Below are 20002 nucleotides of genomic sequence, written 5' to 3'. Positions count from 1 at the left end.
ATACATTTTATAAAGATATTAAAATAAAAAAACTATGCCCTACTCAACATAGTAGGGCATAGCCTAAAATTATTATATCTAAAAAAATGATATAAGACTACATTGTAGGATAACCTGGATTCTGTGGTCTTAAATTAGGATTATTCAACATCTCTTGAACCCCCAACGGGAACAATAAATGTTTCTCTTGCAGGGACTCATTTGAGCCTAAATTCTTATGGCCTACAAAATCGTCGAATCCCTTTGTCGTTTCATTAAACACCTTACGCAAACGCACCATATCAAACCAAGTCTTGCCTTCATAGCACAACTCATGCCATCGCTCTTTCCATACCGCTTCCCTAAATGATTCTTTGCTATATTCAGATAGTGGAAGTGTATTCAATCCCGCCCGGTCTCTAATCTGCTTAAGCGCATCTAGTGTTGCTTGATTGGGTCCACTTACTTCATTCTGAGCCTCTGCATAAATCAACAAGATTTCTGCATATCGAAGAATAGGTACATTTAAATTGTCCTTTGCCGTTCCAGGCACACCAGATGTGCCATTGGCTGCAATATTAAAATGCTTAAAAATATAGGGTGCTCCCAAATCAAATTCATCCTCGCTCCCGTTGGTGTAATAAGTGGTATAAAAATAACCTTCTTGATTGACGGTTCGTTTATCTCCAGTCTCAAAGGAATTATAAAAACTAGAGGTAGGCACTGTACTTCCTGTCCCACTTGGCCCCCTATAGGAAATAGGTTTAAAATTGGGGAACATATTCGTCATTGGATTGGAGGCTACTAAATCGTTGTACTGAATACTGAAGATATGTTCTTTGGTATTGCCTAGGTTTTCATCATGTACCTCTTTATAAGTATCGAACAAGGCTATACCACCTGGACTGTCAATAATCTCTTTGGACTTGGCTGCTGCTAATTGGTAATATTCCTGTCCTTTATTCAATGGAAAACCAGCCATGGTTAAATAAACCTTCGACATCAGTCCTTTGACTGCGGCCGTAGACACTCTTCCACTCTGATCTGTCCAAGGAAGTCCTGCGGTCTCAGCATCTTTTAAGTCATTTACAATCTGAGCATATACGACTTCTTGACCCGTTCTTTCTGGTGAAAAATCTTCGGATGAAGCCGTCTGAGGCATCAAGACCAAAGGAACATCTCCCCATAATCTCACAGCATAAAAATAAGCCCATGCTCTCAAAAATTTGGCTTCCCCAAGTATTCTGGTCTTTTGTGCTTCGTCCATCGGTGTAATTCCGGGGACTTTATCCAATACCAGATTACACTGGGCAACCAATCGATAAATACCTTGCCACCAATTTATAACGTGACCAGTATTGCCATCATAAGTGAGTGAATACAGATTATTTAAATCCGAATTTTGAGCTGTTTCTGTAGTACTCGTCCCTGTGGGAGCTTCCAAAAGTTGCCAATTAGAAGAAAATATACCGGCTCCTCCTCCGTAAAACCGAGTATTGTCATAGGCCGCCGCTATGGCAGCTTCAGCGTGATCGGGAATGGTATAAAAACCTTCTGGGGTAAGATTAGAGGGATCTTCTTCATCCAAAAATCCAGAGCAACTAAATGTCATGGAGCAGGCCAGCAATAAGGCGGCCCATAGATATAATTGTATATTTTTACTTTTCATGATTTTATCTTTTTCTTTTTATTTTGACCCAATTTGACTGCGTCTTCATTGGTTAAGAAAATTTTTTTTAAAGTTTTCATCTCGATATATCACCACACATCAACGGCAATAATTCGGTGATCTAATTAAAATCCAACTTGAATACCTACCATAAATGTCGTCGGCTTCGGATATTCATGCCATTTCATACCTTGTGAAAAAGCATTATCTCCATCTCCTCCACGAATAGGGGCTACTTCAGGATCTCCGATTACTTCATCATCTACAATTAAGAAAAAGTTCTGAGCCGAAGCATATACACGTACATTGTCGATACCTACAGCGGATACGGTAGCCGATGGCAATGTATAGCCAATTAATAAATTTCGACCTCGTATAAAAGAAGCATCCTTAATCCATCTCGTATCCACATTGGTTACATATCCCGCTCTAGTATCTCTTATTTCAGCAATCTGACTGTCTTGATTGTCTGGCGTCCAAGCATCCAATACCGTAGTATAACTATTGGCTAAAGCCTGACGATCTTCACTGGGATGAAGGTTCATATCCATTAAGTCATTGCCATAAGTGTATTGCACGTCAAATACCATATCGAAATTTTTATATCTCAAGGTATTCACCAAGGATCCCCACCCTTTGGGACTGCCATTTCCTATGATCATCCGATCGGCATCGGTAATGGCTTTGTCACCATTTACATCCTCATATTTTATATCTCCTGGCAAAATCGTCAAACCATTTCTATAACTGGTAAATTCTGCAGCTTCCGCTCTTTCCGCCTCGCTCCATACACCCAATCGATTTAAGCCCCAAAACGAACCCACAGGCTCACCCACTTGGATAATATTGGTTGGGTTGGTAAAATTAGGTCCTCCCACACCGAATATTGGTGCTGGGGTAGCCAAGGACAACACCTTATTTCTATTCAAGGAAATATTAAATGATGTACTCCAAGTAAAATCCGCATTATCAAAATTCACCGTTCTCAAAGTAAACTCAATCCCTTTGTTCTCCATAGAGCCAATATTTTTCCTAATGGTTGCATATCCACTTGTCGTAGGTACTGGAGCATCTAGCAACATATCGGTCGTCTTGCGATAGTAAAAATCTGTCTCTATTGAAATCCGGTTATTATACAAACCCAACTCAATACCTATATCGGACTGAGCTGTTTTCTCCCATCTCAAATCCGGATTTGCCAATCGATTAATTCCAGTTCCCCCCACTCGTGAATCATTCAATATCGCCGCATAGCCCGATCCCAAAAGAGACAATGAAGAATAAGGAGGTATTTCAGAATTTCCTGTCAAACCGTAACTGGCTCTTATTTTCAAATTTGATATAACGGCATTATCGGCTAAGAATTCTTCCTCAGACATACGCCATGCCAATGCCGTAGAAGGAAAAAAGGCAAACTTGTTGTTATCCCCAAATTTTGACGAACCATCGGCTCGACCGGTTACCGTCAATAAATATTTGTTGTCCAAACTGTAATTGATACGGCCAAAATAGGAATTCAAAGCCTCTCTTGAAGCGCCAGAGCTCACGCTAAGATTGTTGCTACCAGCACCTATATTATTGAACAAGAAATAGTCGGTAGCAAAAGTTCTGGCTCCTTGATCTATCCTGAAATAATTGGTCTCTTGCCAAGACATTCCCAACAAGCCTGTAAAGCTATGGATTTGATTAATGGTTTTATTATAGGTCAAATAATTTTCAAAGGACCAAAATGTTTCTTTTTCGTTGCTCGTAGCTGCTCGTCCTTGACTTCCAATGTCTAGAGTTCTAGTCGTATAGTCATTTCTTTCTTGAGTGATTACATTGGCTCCCAATATCGATTTAAAAACCAAACCCTCTGCCAAAGTCAGATTGGCATATGCACTTCCCAATACGGTTTGAGTATTCAGTATATAGGTTCGTCCATTGAGCCGGTGAACCGAACTCATCGTCCCCTCTGCAAATGGATAATCCCTATTGTTGGCATAAGTTCCATCTTCGTATTGAACCGGCAAAAAAGGAAAATCTTCTACGATTTGACGAGCGACTTGATCACTGATATCGACCAAATTTTCCGATTGATTATTATAACTCAATGTCGTCCCTATGTTCAACCATGTCTTAACGTCACTATCTAATGTCAATCTTCCAGAATATCTTTTCAAATAAGATTTTTTCAACAATCCCTGATCATCGCGATACCCCAAAGACACGGAATATGTAGTGTTATCACTGCCACCGCTAAAACCCAATTGATGATTCTGTGACAATGCATTTTGGGTGGTTTCTTCTAACCAGTCGGTATCGTATTTTGGATTGCCCTGAGCATCAAAAACTCGAGGATCTGTTCTTCTAAGCGCTGGATTTAAATAGGCCCATTTTCCAGCTGCCCAACCTTCGGGATCGTATTTTTCCATATTTCTCCAAGCCAAATCTTCAACAGCAAGATATTGTTCCGCATTGAGGACTTCTCGTCTATTGGGCCCTATGGTATTCACACTAAAATCGGCATTGTAAGAAACCTGGCCTTCACCAGATTGTCCTTTTTTAGTGGTTATTAAAATAACCCCATTGGCACCACGCGCACCGTAAATGGCGGTTGAAGAAGCATCCTTAAGGACTTCTACCGATACGATATCAGCGGGATTAATATAATCGATGGATTGACTAAACTGAGCTTGATTACCCACAGGTAATTGTACTCCATCTACTACATACAATGGATTATTGGATGAATTAATCGAACTAAATCCCCGTATTCTCACATTTGTCCTTCCTCCTGGTCTCCCCGAATTGGTATTTACTTGAACTCCTGATATCTTTCCAGCCAATCCTTGATTCAGTGACGGAGTTGGTCGCTGTCTTAATTGATCTACATTAACCGAGCCCACAGCACCAGTTAAATCCGACCTTTTCTGAGAACCATATCCAATCACCACTATTTCATCTAAAGCTTGTACATCTTCCATCAATTCTACATTGATGGTCGTCCTTCCATTAACAGCAATTTCTTGCGACACATAACCGATATATGAAAAAACCAACACGGCTTGTTCATCTACATCTTGCAATTGATACTTTCCGTCAAAATCGGTGACAGTCCCTTTGTCACTTCCCTTGACCAATACATTAACACCGATAAGTGGTTCACCACTTTGATTTAAAATAGTTCCATTAATATTGACAGCCATGACATCAATAGCAAATAGAGTACTACTCGTCATTACGGTCAAAATAAAAATCAAACCATACTCATAAAACATCCTATTCCATTTCATTGTATTGTAAAATTTACACATTAAATAATTGATTCGACAATAAATTTAATATTTTATTTAACCTTAAGCATTAAATTATGGTAAATAATTATTAAAAAGTCAACAACACCCAATTTTAAACAACTATAGAAATAATATTATATTATCTTTAATTCACTACAAAGAAATTACTTCAACTTCAATTTCAATCTTTGTCGTTATTTTATATCGATACAAAACATAACAACAATATTTCATTTTTTATAAATAAATACAAATACACAACTTAAGTGCAATATGCTTAATTAACTAAAAACTTAAATACAATAAATAAAACCATTAAATTGCACTACAACCTAAATTGCAAATAAAATTAAGCGCCAGAACCAACTGCCAGAAACAGCAATTATCACAATAAAAATATTTGCCGACAACACAACAAATACATTATTAAATAAAATAAATAAAAAAAGGGATGCCAACCATAATTGACATCCCTAATATTTTGATATTGATCTAATAATCTAATTAATATCCCACCAATTTTTCGTAGCCTGGGAATCACCTCCGATTCGAGAAGATGCCGCTGTACTATTGGCTATATTATTCGCTTTAGTAGAAGAAGGATAAGTCAATCGACTGGGTAAATAATCTACTTCGGGATCTAAACTTCCAGACACTGGCGCTATAAACAAGTCCTCACCATTGGGCTTTTTAAAATCCAACCGCAATCTCTCCATCCAGCCCTGTATACCCTGAAGATATAAGGCCAACCATTTTTGACTCCCAATAACATCTCTCCATGGACCTCCGTCATAGGGAACAGATAAAATATAGTCATCAATCACTGAGTCATCGGTCACATTCCACTGTTTCATGGCCGCTCGAATACCTTCTTCATACCATTCTGCTGCAGATTGACCGACGTTGACACCTCGCGCTGCTGCCTCTGCCAATATAAAGGCTACTTCGGAATAAGTAATTACATATCCCTTAGCAGAACCACTATAAGCTTCAGAACCGGGCTTTGAAAGACCAATCACTGTCGGATCATTGAGTTCTTGACCGTATTCTTTCCCTATGTATTCGCCATTGGTCTCATCGGGACGAGCATAGATGATCAGTCTCGGATCGTTGAGTTCTTTCAGGTAATCGATTAAAGTCGTTGTCACTGCAAACTCCACCAAAGGTCGCTCTACATTGTTGTATGGAAATCGACTCGATACTGCAGCAGCAGAATATGGAAAATAAACATCTTCATCCACACTGGTCAAGGTTTGACTGGCTGCCTCTGCAATAATAGCTTTGGCTTCTGCCTCCCTTACGTCAATCATCCTCATAGCCATTCTCAATCGCAGGGCATTGGCAAATCGGATCCATTGCTCTGCATCTCCATTAGAAATAATATCTCCACGAATAACGGTACTTGGGTTTTTCAGGATCTCAATTTGATTGGCTAAATTGGCCAATATATCAATGTATATATCTTCACCGGTATCAAATACTGGCTGTGTTATCGTCCCACCTTGCAGTGCTTGACTATAAGGCACGTCGACATATACATCGGTCAAAATATGAAATATCCACGATTTAAAAATTTCGGCAGCCGCCAAGGTATGTGGGCTTACTTCATCGGGGTGTCGATCATAATAATGCTCTATTTCTTGCAAATCGGCCAATGGACCGGAATATAACTTGGACCATAGACCATCATCAGTGAACAAAAATCGCCCGTCTGATGTCTTATCCGTCCCCATCCAATACTGAGCCAATTGCATGCCTTGTCGGCCGTTGTAGTAATTATTATATATAATATCCAAAGCCGATTTCTCCGCATTGCCCAATAAATACTCAGGCAGTGTTTCAGAGGAACGAGCAGGATCTTCATTAATTTCTTCGAATTGATCACAACTGATAAATACACAAATCACGATCAACCATAAAAATGATTTTAAAAATTTCATAATGTCTTATTTATAGGTGATTTACAATTACAGGGTTAGATTAATATTGACTCCAAAACTTCGAACCGGCGGCAGTGCACCACCTTCAAAACCCAATTGATTACCATTGGAATTGGTAATATTGGCTGGGTCTACATTGGGCGCATTGCTCTGGATCAACCAAAGATTCCGACCGGTGAGTGTCAACCTCAAAGCTTCCACCCCTAACTTGCTAGCTAGATTTGAAGAACCATTCCAACCCATACGCACTTCTCTCAAATAAATAAAACTTCCGTCGTATAGGTTGGCTTTGCTAATGCGATTGCCACCATTGGAATTAAAATGAGATTGCGCAGAAATAGATACGTTGTTCACCGTACCATCTTCTCTCTTACCAGGTACAATTATACCATTTTCTCTAATGCCGTTTTCAGCTGTCTGAGCCAACATTCCAGACTTGTTGCCGTATAGATTGGTATAAGAAAAGAAATCACCTCCTTTCTGAAAATCCAACAAGGCCGACAGATAAACTCCTTTGTATGTAAATGTATTGGAAAATCCACCGATAAAATCGGGATTGACGTCACCGATGACTACTGGACTAGAGGTCACTAAATATATCCCATTCTCTCCAACCAAGGGATTGCCGTTACTATCGTACACATAATCAGTTCCCAACATGGTACCGAGGGACTTTCCTACCTCTGCCACCATAGACACTTTACGCGTTCTTCGCTCCGTCCCTATGACAAATCTCTCCAAACCACCTACTTCATCACTGGTACTATTTAAATCCAATACCTTATTCTGGTTTTTGGAAAAGTTAAGAGCGGACTTCCAAGAAAAATCATCTGCTCGAATCACATAGGCAGATACCGAAAACTCAAATCCCTTATTTTGAACATTTCCCCCATTGACAACCTTGGTCAAAAATCCTGTTTCAGCGGGAATCTGAACATTCCAAATCTGATTTTTAGTCGTTCTGTCATAATAAGTAAAACTGGTCGATAAACGATCCTTGAAAAAACGTAGGTCAAGTCCAGCTTCCACCTCTGAAGTCAGCTCCGATTTGAGGTCGGCATTAAACAAGGAATTCGATGTCGTTTGCAAGGGATATGATCCAAATGATTCTACATAATCGTAATAATTGGACACGGTATAAGGCTGGCCGTCATTCCCCACTTGAGCCAAGGACAATCTCAACTTACCAAATGTCAGCAAATCAGACTGTGACATTAAATCAGTAAATATAAATGACCCTGCCAGGGATGGATAAAAATATGAGTAATTTCCAGTCTGATAGAGGGTTGAGGCCCAATCATTTCTACCAGTAGCCGTCACAAAGAGGTAGTTGTTATAGCCCAAAGTAGCAGATGCAAAAAGTGAGTTGGTCTGTTTTCTGCTATAAAAAGTACGAATACGAGCTGAAGATACTGAATTCTGAAGTACATAAACATCTGGACTCTGGAGTCCGCCATTGGTATTTCCAAGATCTTCAGTAGACCGCGTACTCAATATATTACCTCCAGCTACGCCATCCAATGACCACTTATTAGACAACTTGGTTTTATAATTTAAAGTAGCCTGATAATTGGTTTCATTAAACACAAACTGACGCTTGGCGTAGGATCCCACAAAGAAGCCTTTTGCCGCCCTTGTTTCGTCTAAATGATTTAAATCGTCGGAAAACACTCGAACATCGGCCGACCATTGCTCAGAAAACTTATAAGTTAAGCCCGCATTTCCGTAATACCTTTTGTTTTGATCTGTGGCATAGTTTTCATATTGATTCCAATACGGACTCTGAGTAAAGGCCGGTTGCTGAATATTCCATGCCCTTCGATTCCAACCTTGTTCAGATCCATCTTCGTATTTATAATTTCTAAAATATTCATCATTGATCTGGCGCTGTCCGTACATAACATAGAACAACATGGGATTATTTCCATAAAATCCTGTTCCAGGACGTCCTTTTGACCCATCATTGACATAATTTATTCCACCGCTAAAAGTCAATTGATCGGTAAACTTATAGGTCGTATTTAGCCCCATAAAGAAACGCTCTAAGTCACTACCAGGATAGATGAAATTTTGATTGGTATGCCCAAGTGAAAATCGAATAGAACCATTTTCATTACTACTTGCCACCGACAAATTATTTGAAAAAGTCACCCCAGTTTCAAAGAAGTCTTCAACATTGGTCGGATGAGCTTCCCAGGGAGCTGCGATTCCAAAATTTGGATTATTTCTATCGGCATCCCAGGACCAGTAATGTCTCACCAAACGTCCATCGAGGGCAGGGCCCCACGATTCATCTACTCCATAAGCAGGTATTAAATCATATCTTCCTTTGCCATCGCCATCGTCATAACTTCCCCCTCCAGGCAAAAACCCACTGGGATTTTCATTGACATATAATTTCATAAATTCAGGACTTCCTCCACCTCCATAAGAATTTTGATAATCCGGTAGGAGAGACACCTGATCAAACTGAAGATTCATATCGTAATTGACGGATAACTTACCGGCGCCTTTTCCCGTTTTGGTGGTAATATAAATGACTCCATTCTGTCCTCGACTACCGTACAATGCAGTAGCTGCGGCACCCTTGAGTACGGCAATATTTTCGATATCATTGGGATTGATTAATTGAGCAGGATTCCCCCAGTCAAATCCACCACCTCCTGTACCTTGACCTCCGGTAGTACCTACCGAATTGAGATTCATATTGGCCATAGGTACTCCATCCACTATAAACAATGCATTGTTATCACCTGAAATGGAAGTTTGCCCCCTGATAGTCACCTTTGAGGATCCACCCATAGATCCGCTGTTTCCTCCAATTTGAACACCGGACAATTTTCCTTGAAGCGAATTCAAATAATTAACTTCTCGAGCTTCCTGAATACTGCCCCCTTCCAATTGCTGGACAGAATAACCCACATCCCTCGTCTTGCGCTGAATACCCAATGCTGTAACGACAACCTCATTTAAAGTCTGGCTATCTTCTTGCAAGATCACATTTATAGAAGTCCTTCCATTGACTGGAACTTCCATTGATTCATAACCAATATAGGAAAACACCAATACCGCTTGTTCATCGATATCATCAATGGAAAAATAACCATCCACATCTGTCACTGTCCCCTTACTACTACCCTTCACCAGAATATTTACACCGATGAGCACATCTCCATTGGCACTGGTTACCCTTCCTGAAATATTTAATTCAAAAGGTTTTAAAGATTTGAGTCCTCCACCGAAGTTCAATAAATCAATACTTTGATTATCTTTTTTCATCCGGTTTTTGACCACCTTGTTTTTATCGTTTAGAAATTGCTGCAAATGACTTACCATTTTTTGGACCGACTCCAATCCTTGCTTGTCATTTCTATAGATAATTACAAATTGCTTGTCAAAAATCTGATAAGCAAGATTGGTTCCAGACAACACAGTGTGAATAGCCTCCTCTGCCGATTGCAATTCCTGAGGCCTATATTCCACCGTATATCGAGATGCCATATCTCTGTCAAAAGTAAAATAGACATTGTAATCAATACTGATTTTGTCAAGTGCTTCACTCAGCTTAATGCCATCCAACACCTCCTTCCCATCGACATGAAAGGAATACAACATGGCAAAAACAGCTAGTACCGTAGTTAAAATTTTATTCATAATTCTGTTGTTTTTGTCTCCAATAATTTAATTTCAATCTGAGATCTGATCATTATTTAATATCAAATATCCATGACCTTCTTTCTCTATGACAATGCCCAAGGCCATTTCCAATGCCTTCTTGGTATTTTCCCAATCCATATAGGGCACCCCTAGATTAATTCTTCTTTCTGCTTCTATATCATCACTGCATTTCAAGCTAATTCCAAACAGTAATTCAAGGTTTCTCAAAACATCACCTAGTGTTTCATCGTGGTAGCTCAATATGCCTTTGGTCCAAGAAGCTACGCCATCTACATCGATATTTTTTTGAATGACCAATTCCGAAGTCTTATCATCGTATACAATTTTTTCACCGGGCATCAGCGGTTTTTTCTCACCTTCTGCTATCTGATAATGGATACTTCCCTCTTCCAAAAAAACCTCTTGCCTTTGCTCCCCCTTTCTAGCATTCACATTAAAAATAGTACCTAATACATCAATAACTATATCTGCTGTCTTGACTTGAAATCCTCGTTTTTTATGATTATCATCCTCTGATTTAGCCACTTTAAAATAGGCCTCCCCTTCCAAATTCACTTGTCTTACCATACTGTGATCAAAATCACTTGCCACTGTCAATTCTGAATTAGCATTCAACATAACCACAGATCCATCATTTAATTCAATATTTAAGACCTCTCCATTCCCTGTACTATAAACCATTGTCTGATCTTGGCTTTTGTCTATGGTCAATAAAAACCACAGCGCGATAATTATCAAAACGGAGGCAGCCAATCTCAAATAAATCAATTGCTTCCCCTTAGACTTTGACTGACTAACATCAACAGCACTGTAATTTGACTGCCAATGAGCAGACATCTCCGATTTTAACGTCAAATCATCATTCTTCATCAATGTTATCAACTCCTCAAATTCGCTGGAAGTAATACTATTGTCCTTGTATTTGGACAACAACTTCTGGATTTGGTTTGATTTATCTTCCAATTGATCTTATTTAATAGTTAAAAAATAAATTCACAGACATTTTTCAGGACAGTTAGACTGTTTCCAGAATAAAAAAGACTAGTTAAAGCTTAAATTATTTTATATTTATTTCCAAATCCTTATATTACAGGAATATTATACTACCACTTTACATTTAGATCAGCTTTATTCACATTAATTTTATCAATTATAAAATTTCAAATGGATCATTTTATACTTGAATATCGAAAGCGCGTCTATGGGTTTCTATCCCATTACATAAAAGTTCAACCCGAACTGGAAGACCTTACACAAGATGTCATGATTAAGCTATGGATTAATCGAGATAAATTCCAGGAAGTTTTAGATGTTGAAAAGTACATTTTAACTACTGCACATAACATGGTGATGGACCATTTCAAAAAATTATTTAGAAATCAAGCCTACCGGGAAAAGGTATGGAATACGATAGATTCTAATAAGAACGAAAACAATCTCATAAAGGAAGTGTATAGAAATGATTTAATTAATCACCTCGAAAAAGTGCTTTGCGACCTACCTAAAAGACAACAGACCGTTTATCGCTTAAACAAAATAGAGGGTTTGTCTCTTGAAGAAATCGGTAAGCAGCTAAATATTTCACCTTACACAGCTAAAAACCATCTCGCGCAAGCACTTAAACAATTAAAACACAAAATCAATCCAGATTACTTTTTATTGATGACCATATTATTAGGGGCATAAAAAACAAAAGCCATTCCACACTTTAGCAGAATGACTTTTGGCATAAAAAGATTGTTACTGACTTAATCTTTTCTCTTTCGAAACTCAGTTCAAGATTTCAACTTAAGTATTCGTTTATTTCTTTAAATAATCCTCCATTTAGTTTTTTGAAATAACTTATTCTACACCATCTCTCATTTCCATGGACTAAGATTTGTTGTATATGGCATCCATACACCAGGAGCTTAATCACACTATTCTCCATTTAGTTCAAAATCGACTTTAATGGTATATATCTTGTCGGATTCGATATCGGCAATCTTAATTTTTTTGTAATTCAACCGAGATTTAATAAAGCCATCAATTTTCTTCTTTCTGGCATCGGTTTTTAGGACAACCATCTGGCGATCTGCTGTCACAAACAAGGATATTCTAACTTTTTGAGAAAATTTGAATTTGAGTTCTGGTGCGTTTAACATCCATTCGATATCATGGCTCAATCGTTCATTTGAACTCCATGAAGGCAAAGCTTCATTTACTGGATTTATTGTAGAAAAAGGAATCCACAAATAGACTAAGTAAGTCATTAGGTAATTCATAGCTGTTAGTTTTAGGGTAGATTCTGCACCATAGAAATCATTGCACCTCGACTACGATTACTATAGTTACAACATCGACTCTAAGCTAACCAATAAGGCATTACACAGCTTATACTTTTCGGACAACCGTTGTAACAAAACGGACACTCACACAATTCAACATTCACTATCAAGGACTTACATTTCCAGCCCTCACCTCAGAAGGAGAATGGCCGTAAAATTCTTTATACCTTTTTGAGAAATAAGTGAGCTCATTAAACCCTACAGCAAAACAAATTTCAGTAATCGAACTATTGGTATTTCTCAATAATTCCCTTGCCTTATGTAATCTAAAATTACGAATCAGCTGATTTGGCGTCATGTTAAATTCAGCATTAATTTTTCTCCGCATTTGACGCTCACTCATAAAAAACACCTTACAAAATTCATTGGCTGAAAAATCAGGATTAGATAGATTCTCTTCCAACAATTCCAATATTTGCGTTTGAAACTCTTTTTCTTTTTGGCTAATTTCTCTGTCGGGAAGGAATTCATCATTCTGACTTTGAAATAAATTTTTCAATAATTTTCGCTGATCGAGTAAATTTTTAATCCGAACCAACAATTCCTCGGAGGAGAATGGCTTGGTCAAATATTGGTCTACTCCTTTGTCATAGCCATCAATAACTTCATGCTGCATAGCCCTTGCCGTAAGTATAATTACAGGGATATGGCAAGTAAGTAAATTTTCTCTAATGGAAGCACAAAATTGCAATCCATCCATCTTTGGCATCATCCAATCAGACACAATTAGGTCTGGAATCTGTTCGATAGCGATTTCCAAAGCTTCTTCGCCATCTCCAGCTTCAATGACCCGATATTTTTTCTGCAATACTTGAGCCAAAAATTTGCGTAAATCATATGTATCTTCTACGATTAAAATCAGAGGGTTTTCATTGGGCGATACAAATTCTGCTATGGCATCTACCTGACTAGACTTAGTCACAATAGTGGGTATATGTGATATTATTTGACGCGATACCGTCTTAAGACTGCGACTTAATATTTCGGCTTTTACGGGTAATAAAAATGAAAATCGAATACCTTTTTTCGTATTCCCAACGCGTACGAAACCACCGTGTAGTTCAACCATTTCTTTAACAATAGTCAAGCCCAAGCCCGCGCCACTATTCTCTGTTTGATAAGTGTAGTACTTATTGAACAACTTGGGTAATACGTCATCAGGCAATTGAGATCCGGTATTTTTAATAGATATCTCGACATAAGATTTTTGCTGCCATTTACTGTATTTATTTTCACTCCCTTTGCCTATGATTAACTTTATTTGTCCCCCTTTTTGGGTATGCTTAAAGGCATTAGAAATTAAATTATGAAAAACCTTTTCGAGTTGTCCTGAATCAAATTCAAGGTTGAGACTGTCCCAATTCGACTCTACTACCATTTCTATTTCCTTTGTTTCTGCATAGAATGCATAAGACGAAAACACTCCTTTCGCAAAAGAAATGATGTCCATTTCCGATTTTTCCAATGCGATACCTACAGCATCCAATTTAGAAATGTCTAGGATTTGATCGATTAAACTTTTTAAGCGATTGGTATTCTCTTGCACCACTTGCAACAATCTAGTTTGCTCTGCAGAAGTATTCTCAGTCAACAGGGTTTCAACTGGACCTTTGATCAAGGTGAGCGGTGTTCTTAAATCATGAGAAATATTTGCAAAAAATTGAGTCTTTATTTCATCCAAAGCCAGCAACTTATCTCGCTCTAATTGCTGATACAAAATCTGGTTCCTCATCAAATTCCTTTTGTAAAAGTAGCTCCAAATACCATAAATTATCAACAAAGCTAAAAGGATGTAGAGAAAGTAAGCAACTTCTGATTGCCAGTAGGGCGGTAAAATAGTGATAGATATTTCTTTGCCCTCCTCATTCCACACTCCATCGTTATTGGCCGCTTTTACTCTAAAAGTGTACTTTCCTGGAGAAATATTGGTATAAGTTGAAGAGCGTTCATGACCCGAATACACCCAATCGTCATTAAAACCCATGAGCTGGTAAGCGTAGGTATTCTTTTCAACCGCTGAATATTCCAATCCGGCAAAGGTAAAACTAAAAATATTGGCCATTTTATAAGGCAGTACAATCTCAGAGGTATAAGCCAATGCTTGGGGCAAAATCCCAGTAGAATCCCCTATTTCAACTGAGTGATTAGCTATTTTGAAATCAGTAAGTGCCACTTTTGGTCCTACAGGATTGGCAACAAGATCGTGGGGATAAAAATAGTTTAGTCCTTTAATTCCTCCAAAAAACATCTCCCCCCTTTTACTTTTAAAATAGGCTCCAGAATTAAATTCATTACTTTGCAGACCGTCATCACTGGTATAATTTGTAAATGTCTCTTCCTCGATATTGAATTTTGACAGTCCCAAATTGGTACTCATCCACAAGTTGTTGTTCTCATCGGCCAAAATACCATAGACCACATTATTGGGCAAACCGTCAGCTTCCGTATAGGCTTCAAATCGTTCTTCCTTTATATAAAATTTATTGAGACCTCCTCCTCCAGTACCCAGCCATAATATTTCATCGGGTTGTTGTGGGTCGGGAAGTAGACACTTTACATCGTTAAAGTTTAGGCTATTTACATCATGGATATCATTTGTATAGGATTTGCTATCGCCTGTTTGTGGATTAAATTTAATGAGGCCCATATTGGTATTTATATAAAAAACACCTTCATCATCCTCATAAATGGACTCAAAACCGGAAATATTCGCCAATCTATAATCCAAAATGGGATATTCTTCGACCTCTCCACTAAGCGATTTTAACTTACACAAATATTTTCCTACGGTAAACCAAATTTGCTGATGGGAATCTTCAAAAATCTCAAATATTAGTTTGTCATTATATCGCTCGAATAGACTAGGAGTAAATTCAATATGTTCTGCTACTTCCGTATCCGGATTATATCGATACAGGCCTTCGTATGTCCCAAACCACAAATAGCCCTTTGAGTCTTCAATAATGGACCAAACTCCTGTATTGCCAAAGTCCTCGGCGTCGTAGGAATTGGTTTCATAACTTTTCAAAGTATTGCTTCTTCTATTCCATCGATACAATAATCCAGAACTAATCCATACATTGTCATTATCGTCTTCGAAGATTGTGCGCACACTAAAATTTGGGATTCGTTCCTCTGCACTATAGGGTTTTATATATAGACCAAAACGATGAGCATTTTTACTCCACACACTTAAACCTCCACCATTACTACCCAACCACACCACTCCAGAATTATCTTTATATATAGATTTGATTCCTACCTTAGGTAAATAAGTGGCTTTGCCATCATAGTAATTGTAGGATTTAGACTCAATATCAAAAATCACCAGATCTTCCAAGATACCCAACCACAAATAACCATCATCCACCTTTTTAATCTCAAAAATATTTCCCCAACCATATCGGTAATCTGCATACTTATTGGGATAAAAACTCGCTTTCTTCTTTTCCTTGTCCCAATGGATGAGTCCACAACCATGACCTATCCACAGTTCTGCTGAATCGACAAAAATATAATTGGCAGAAATTCCACATTTAGGAAATTCCTTATTATCCACAAAATCCCCAAAATCTAAGGCTTCTAATCTATATTCATGGCCTTGCCTAGTCAACTCGAACACCCCATTTTCTCCTGCAATCCACAATTGTTCTTCATCGACAGCTAAATGGCTAACTTGAAGTGAAAACCCTGTTTGGGCATCGTAATCAGTGAACAGATTCAATGCCTGACCGTCTAATTCACCATGCCATAGACCATTGCCATCTGTCCCCACCCAAATTTCGCCATTAGGACAAGACTGAATCGTCGTTATTTTCTTAACTTCCAAATCATCGGCTATAAAAGGAACATCGAAAAATTGCTCAGTTTGCGGAATAAACAAATTGACATGACCATCAATAGTTCCCACCCATATATTCCCATTTTCGTCTTCGAATAATACGGTTATGAAATTATTTGAAAGGGACATTGAATCGCTGGCATCAAAACTATACACCTTGTATTCATATCCATCGAACCTTGCCAAACCGTCTTTGGTCCCAAACCACATAAATCCTTGTCGGTCTTGTAATATTTCATTGACTACATTCTGAGGAAGACCATCCTCTATAGTTATATATTTGAAAGAAGAAGGCTCTGGTAACCTTTGACCATAAAGTTTTTGCGAAGGGAGACTAATCAAACATGTTGAAAGCAAGAAAATACAAAACAATATGCGGAACACCGACTTAAAAACCATGATTATCTATAGTATAATATGAGGCCATTCTACTCCGAACAAGTAAAACAACTAAATACAATAATACATAAGTCAGTCAACAAAAATCCAAAAATACGATATTATTATATTTTATTATAGAAAAACAAAAACAACAAGTCCCCCTACTCAGATTTTTATATGTACTATTTTTCAAGCCATTGTTTAAAATCATCTAAATGATCGACACCTAAGATATCGACCTCATAATTCATAAGAAGATCCCACATTTCGGGCACATCCTTGGCGCCCCAAAATCGGATTTTCAAATTTTCATCGTGAACTTTTTGTATAGTCGCAGCTAATTTTGCTTTTTCTTCATCAGGACATTCACCCTTTCCATCCCAATTTCCGACAGCGCTATAGGAAGAACTCACCATATACACTTTGTGACGCAAGACAGGGGGAATGTCATCAGACAATCTGCCGTCAATCATAATACCTGGTGGCAAATCCCCCCAGGTAGATATATTTGGTCTCAAACCACTGATAATAATAGGGATAAGATTTTCTTGTCCTTCTATTGGTCCAAAAATATGGGGATTATCATTGTACAATGAAATGATGAATCCCATTATTTCCTCGCGATGATTTTTGATATCAAACATCAGGGCAAGTCTATTAGATGTATTGGGATATGGCCCACTTCGAGCACGCATTATCTTTTTCAGTGGCTTTAGATACAGCTTCTTAAAGGAGGCATTGTGCACAGTTTCTGCAGCATCATGAGCTACCAATACTTCCCCATCATGGTAAAACAAATCCACTTCTATTACCCCCACTCCATGGGCATAGGCATTTAAAAAAGGCTGAGACTTTTGATAATCGTTATGAGCCAGTATCGACTGAAGGAAAGGATGAGGGACGGGATTCTGTCCTTTAATTAATGAATTGGAATGAAGTAATAGAAGAAAAAAGATAGCGCGGATCATTGTTTTTTTACTAAAAATAGCGAAACCATATTAATAATACATTATCACAATGACAACCTTTTATTACCCTTCTCCTTTTGTTGTCCATCTAACTACACCTACCAGCTTACATACAATGTATAATACGAATTACACTTTTAAAGAATAGAAAAAAGGAAATCTATCAGAATTCAATGGAAGTTCCTAATATATCTTCCATAAAAAAATAGAAGCCAGACTTAACTGGCTTCTATTTAATGAACACTTTTAAAGATATATCTTGACTACCAAGGTTTTCCTGTGCCTTGCAACAACCACATACGAGAGTATGCATGGTCTTTGCTCTGACCTACAGGAACAAAATTGGTCACCTCCAATTTATTGATGGCCGCTTCATAATTCACCAAATAACTAGGATCTAAATTAGGTGAAGGATACACAAATCGTATCGGTAATGCATCTCCAAATTCAGTTACTTCACCGGGTTGTAAATTTGGATAACCAGTTCTTCTCCAATCAAACCATGCTTCTGCAGATTCAAAAGAAGACAACCATTTCTGAGTAAGAATTCTCTCCAATGGATTGCTAGCACTTGAGTAATCTACACTGGGTTGATTATAAAAAGCATCAAAATCAAAAGAAGAAGCTCCTTGAATCACATTCCAATCGTTCATAGAGGCTAAAATACCATTTCGATAATAAGTCTCTGGACTACCTGACACACCGTAACTACCTATCAAGGCTGCTTCTGCTAGGATAAATTGAACCTCACTATAAGTCATCAATTTGATATTGACCAACTCTTCATAATTCATTCTAAATCGATCGTGAAGGTAAGAAATATGAGGATTTCGCTCTGGATTAAAAAATTCATCATCATCACCAATATTATAATTGATGGCATCCAAAGAAGGCAATCCAATAGGTAAACCTACATATAGATCCGTATCTAAAGTTTCATCATTGGTAGGAACCAACTCCACAGTGTACTCATCTCCAAAAATATTGGTAACCGTTGTCGTAGTAACTTCTGAAACAGAAGTATCCCATTTTCTCAAAACTGGATTTACCCATCTTTCCAAGCGCGGATCCGAAGTAGAAACCAACTGATTGATCAGTGTTGCTGCAGGTTTAAGGGCAAAATTGGGATTAGAAGAACGCAACAATCCGCCAGGGGCTGCATTGTCCTCAGTAGTACCTATGTATTCCATAATGGCATTATCATCATTGCTTTGGAATACAAATTGTGCTGCATCCTGAAACTCTGACTCGAGATTCAATTCAGAAATTTCGCTCTTTTTATTATCCAATCTAAGCACATATCTCAATCGCAAAGAATTGGCAAAACGTCTCCATTTATCGGGATTTCCTCCGTAATAAATATCTGCAGAAGCATCAATTGGTGAATTGCTGGTATTAACCGATGACAACAATTCATTGGCCTTTTTCAAATCCGACAATACACCTACATATACATCTTTCTGATCATCATACTTAGGAAAGAATATGTCTTCAGATGCCTGCAAAGCCTCAGAAAAAGGAACATCGCCATATAAATCTGCTACGAATCCAAATATATAAGCTCTCATTACCAAAGACACCGCTTCGAAAAATGCATGGTCTTGCTCAACGGCAGAATTGTATATTATCTGATTGTTTCTCAACACATTGTAATATCCAGACCAAGATTCATTACTCCACGCATAGTAATTAGGACCACTGTTGTTAAACTGAGTCCCTTTCTGAGTGTACTGCATTGCTCCAGCAATATTTGAACTAATTCCACTTTCGCCAGTATATAATTTTGCTGTTTCTGTCAACACATAGGTCAACACAAAATTAGAAGATACAACCTCAGGGTCATTCGGACTTGTATTTACTTCTTCAAAATCCTCACAAGAAAAGATTGAGATAGAAAATACTACTATTAATATATTATATAAATATTTCATTATTCTTTTT

At 37.9% G+C, this 20002-nt stretch carries 10 protein-coding genes; 1 reads left to right on the top strand and 9 read right to left on the bottom strand.

Going from position 1 to position 20002, the window contains the following annotated elements:
• Positions 1 to 97: 97 nt before the first annotated feature.
• From LVD51_RS13480 to LVD51_RS13460, 5 genes are all read right to left on the bottom strand, one after another.
• On the bottom strand, positions 98 to 1648 hold the full coding sequence (locus LVD51_RS13480; protein WP_236971909.1) for a RagB/SusD family nutrient uptake outer membrane protein: 1551 nt from the start codon (positions 1646 to 1648) through the stop codon (positions 98 to 100).
• Positions 1649 to 1773: 125 nt separating this feature from the next.
• The gene (locus LVD51_RS13475; protein WP_394803173.1) at positions 1774 to 4869 is read right to left on the bottom strand and encodes a SusC/RagA family TonB-linked outer membrane protein; all 3096 of its coding nucleotides are present in this window, start codon (positions 4867 to 4869) and stop codon (positions 1774 to 1776) included.
• Positions 4870 to 5426: 557 nt separating this feature from the next.
• Entirely contained in the window at positions 5427 to 6866 is a 1440-nt protein-coding gene (locus LVD51_RS13470; protein WP_236971907.1) for a SusD/RagB family nutrient-binding outer membrane lipoprotein, read from the bottom strand.
• Positions 6867 to 6893: 27 nt separating this feature from the next.
• The gene (locus LVD51_RS13465; RefSeq protein WP_236971906.1) at positions 6894 to 10520 is read right to left on the bottom strand and encodes a SusC/RagA family TonB-linked outer membrane protein; all 3627 of its coding nucleotides are present in this window, start codon (positions 10518 to 10520) and stop codon (positions 6894 to 6896) included.
• 33 nt (positions 10521 to 10553) lie between these two features.
• Positions 10554 to 11507, bottom strand: coding sequence for a FecR family protein (locus LVD51_RS13460; protein WP_236971905.1), 954 nt, complete (start codon positions 11505 to 11507; stop codon positions 10554 to 10556).
• A gap of 201 nt (positions 11508 to 11708) precedes the next feature.
• On the opposite strand from LVD51_RS13460, the gene LVD51_RS13455 reads away from it, so the two are divergent.
• Positions 11709 to 12230 (top strand): RNA polymerase sigma factor, encoded by a 522-nt coding sequence (locus LVD51_RS13455; protein ID WP_236971904.1) that lies wholly within the window; start codon positions 11709 to 11711, stop codon positions 12228 to 12230.
• Between the two features lie 233 nt (positions 12231 to 12463).
• On the opposite strand, the gene LVD51_RS13450 is transcribed toward LVD51_RS13455, so the two are convergent.
• The 4 genes from LVD51_RS13450 to LVD51_RS13435 form a co-directional block, all read right to left on the bottom strand.
• Positions 12464 to 12808 (bottom strand): hypothetical protein, encoded by a 345-nt coding sequence (locus LVD51_RS13450; protein ID WP_236971903.1) that lies wholly within the window; start codon positions 12806 to 12808, stop codon positions 12464 to 12466.
• A gap of 169 nt (positions 12809 to 12977) precedes the next feature.
• A complete protein-coding gene (locus LVD51_RS13445; RefSeq protein ID WP_236971902.1) occupies positions 12978 to 17111 on the bottom strand; it encodes a hybrid sensor histidine kinase/response regulator transcription factor in 4134 nt (1377 codons plus the stop codon).
• 164 nt (positions 17112 to 17275) lie between these two features.
• A complete protein-coding gene (locus LVD51_RS13440; RefSeq protein ID WP_236971901.1) occupies positions 17276 to 18061 on the bottom strand; it encodes a PI-PLC domain-containing protein in 786 nt (261 codons plus the stop codon).
• Between the two features lie 263 nt (positions 18062 to 18324).
• Positions 18325 to 19992, bottom strand: coding sequence for a SusD/RagB family nutrient-binding outer membrane lipoprotein (locus LVD51_RS13435; RefSeq protein WP_236971900.1), 1668 nt, complete (start codon positions 19990 to 19992; stop codon positions 18325 to 18327).
• Between the last annotated feature and the right edge of the window lie 10 nt (positions 19993 to 20002).

It is taken from the genome of Membranihabitans marinus (genome assembly GCF_021729155.1).
In the GTDB taxonomy this organism is placed as follows: Bacteria; Bacteroidota; Bacteroidia; order Chitinophagales; family Saprospiraceae; genus Membranihabitans; species Membranihabitans marinus.
Note: the sequence above shows the minus strand (reverse complement) of the source record. Positions and strands in the feature narration are given on the sequence as shown.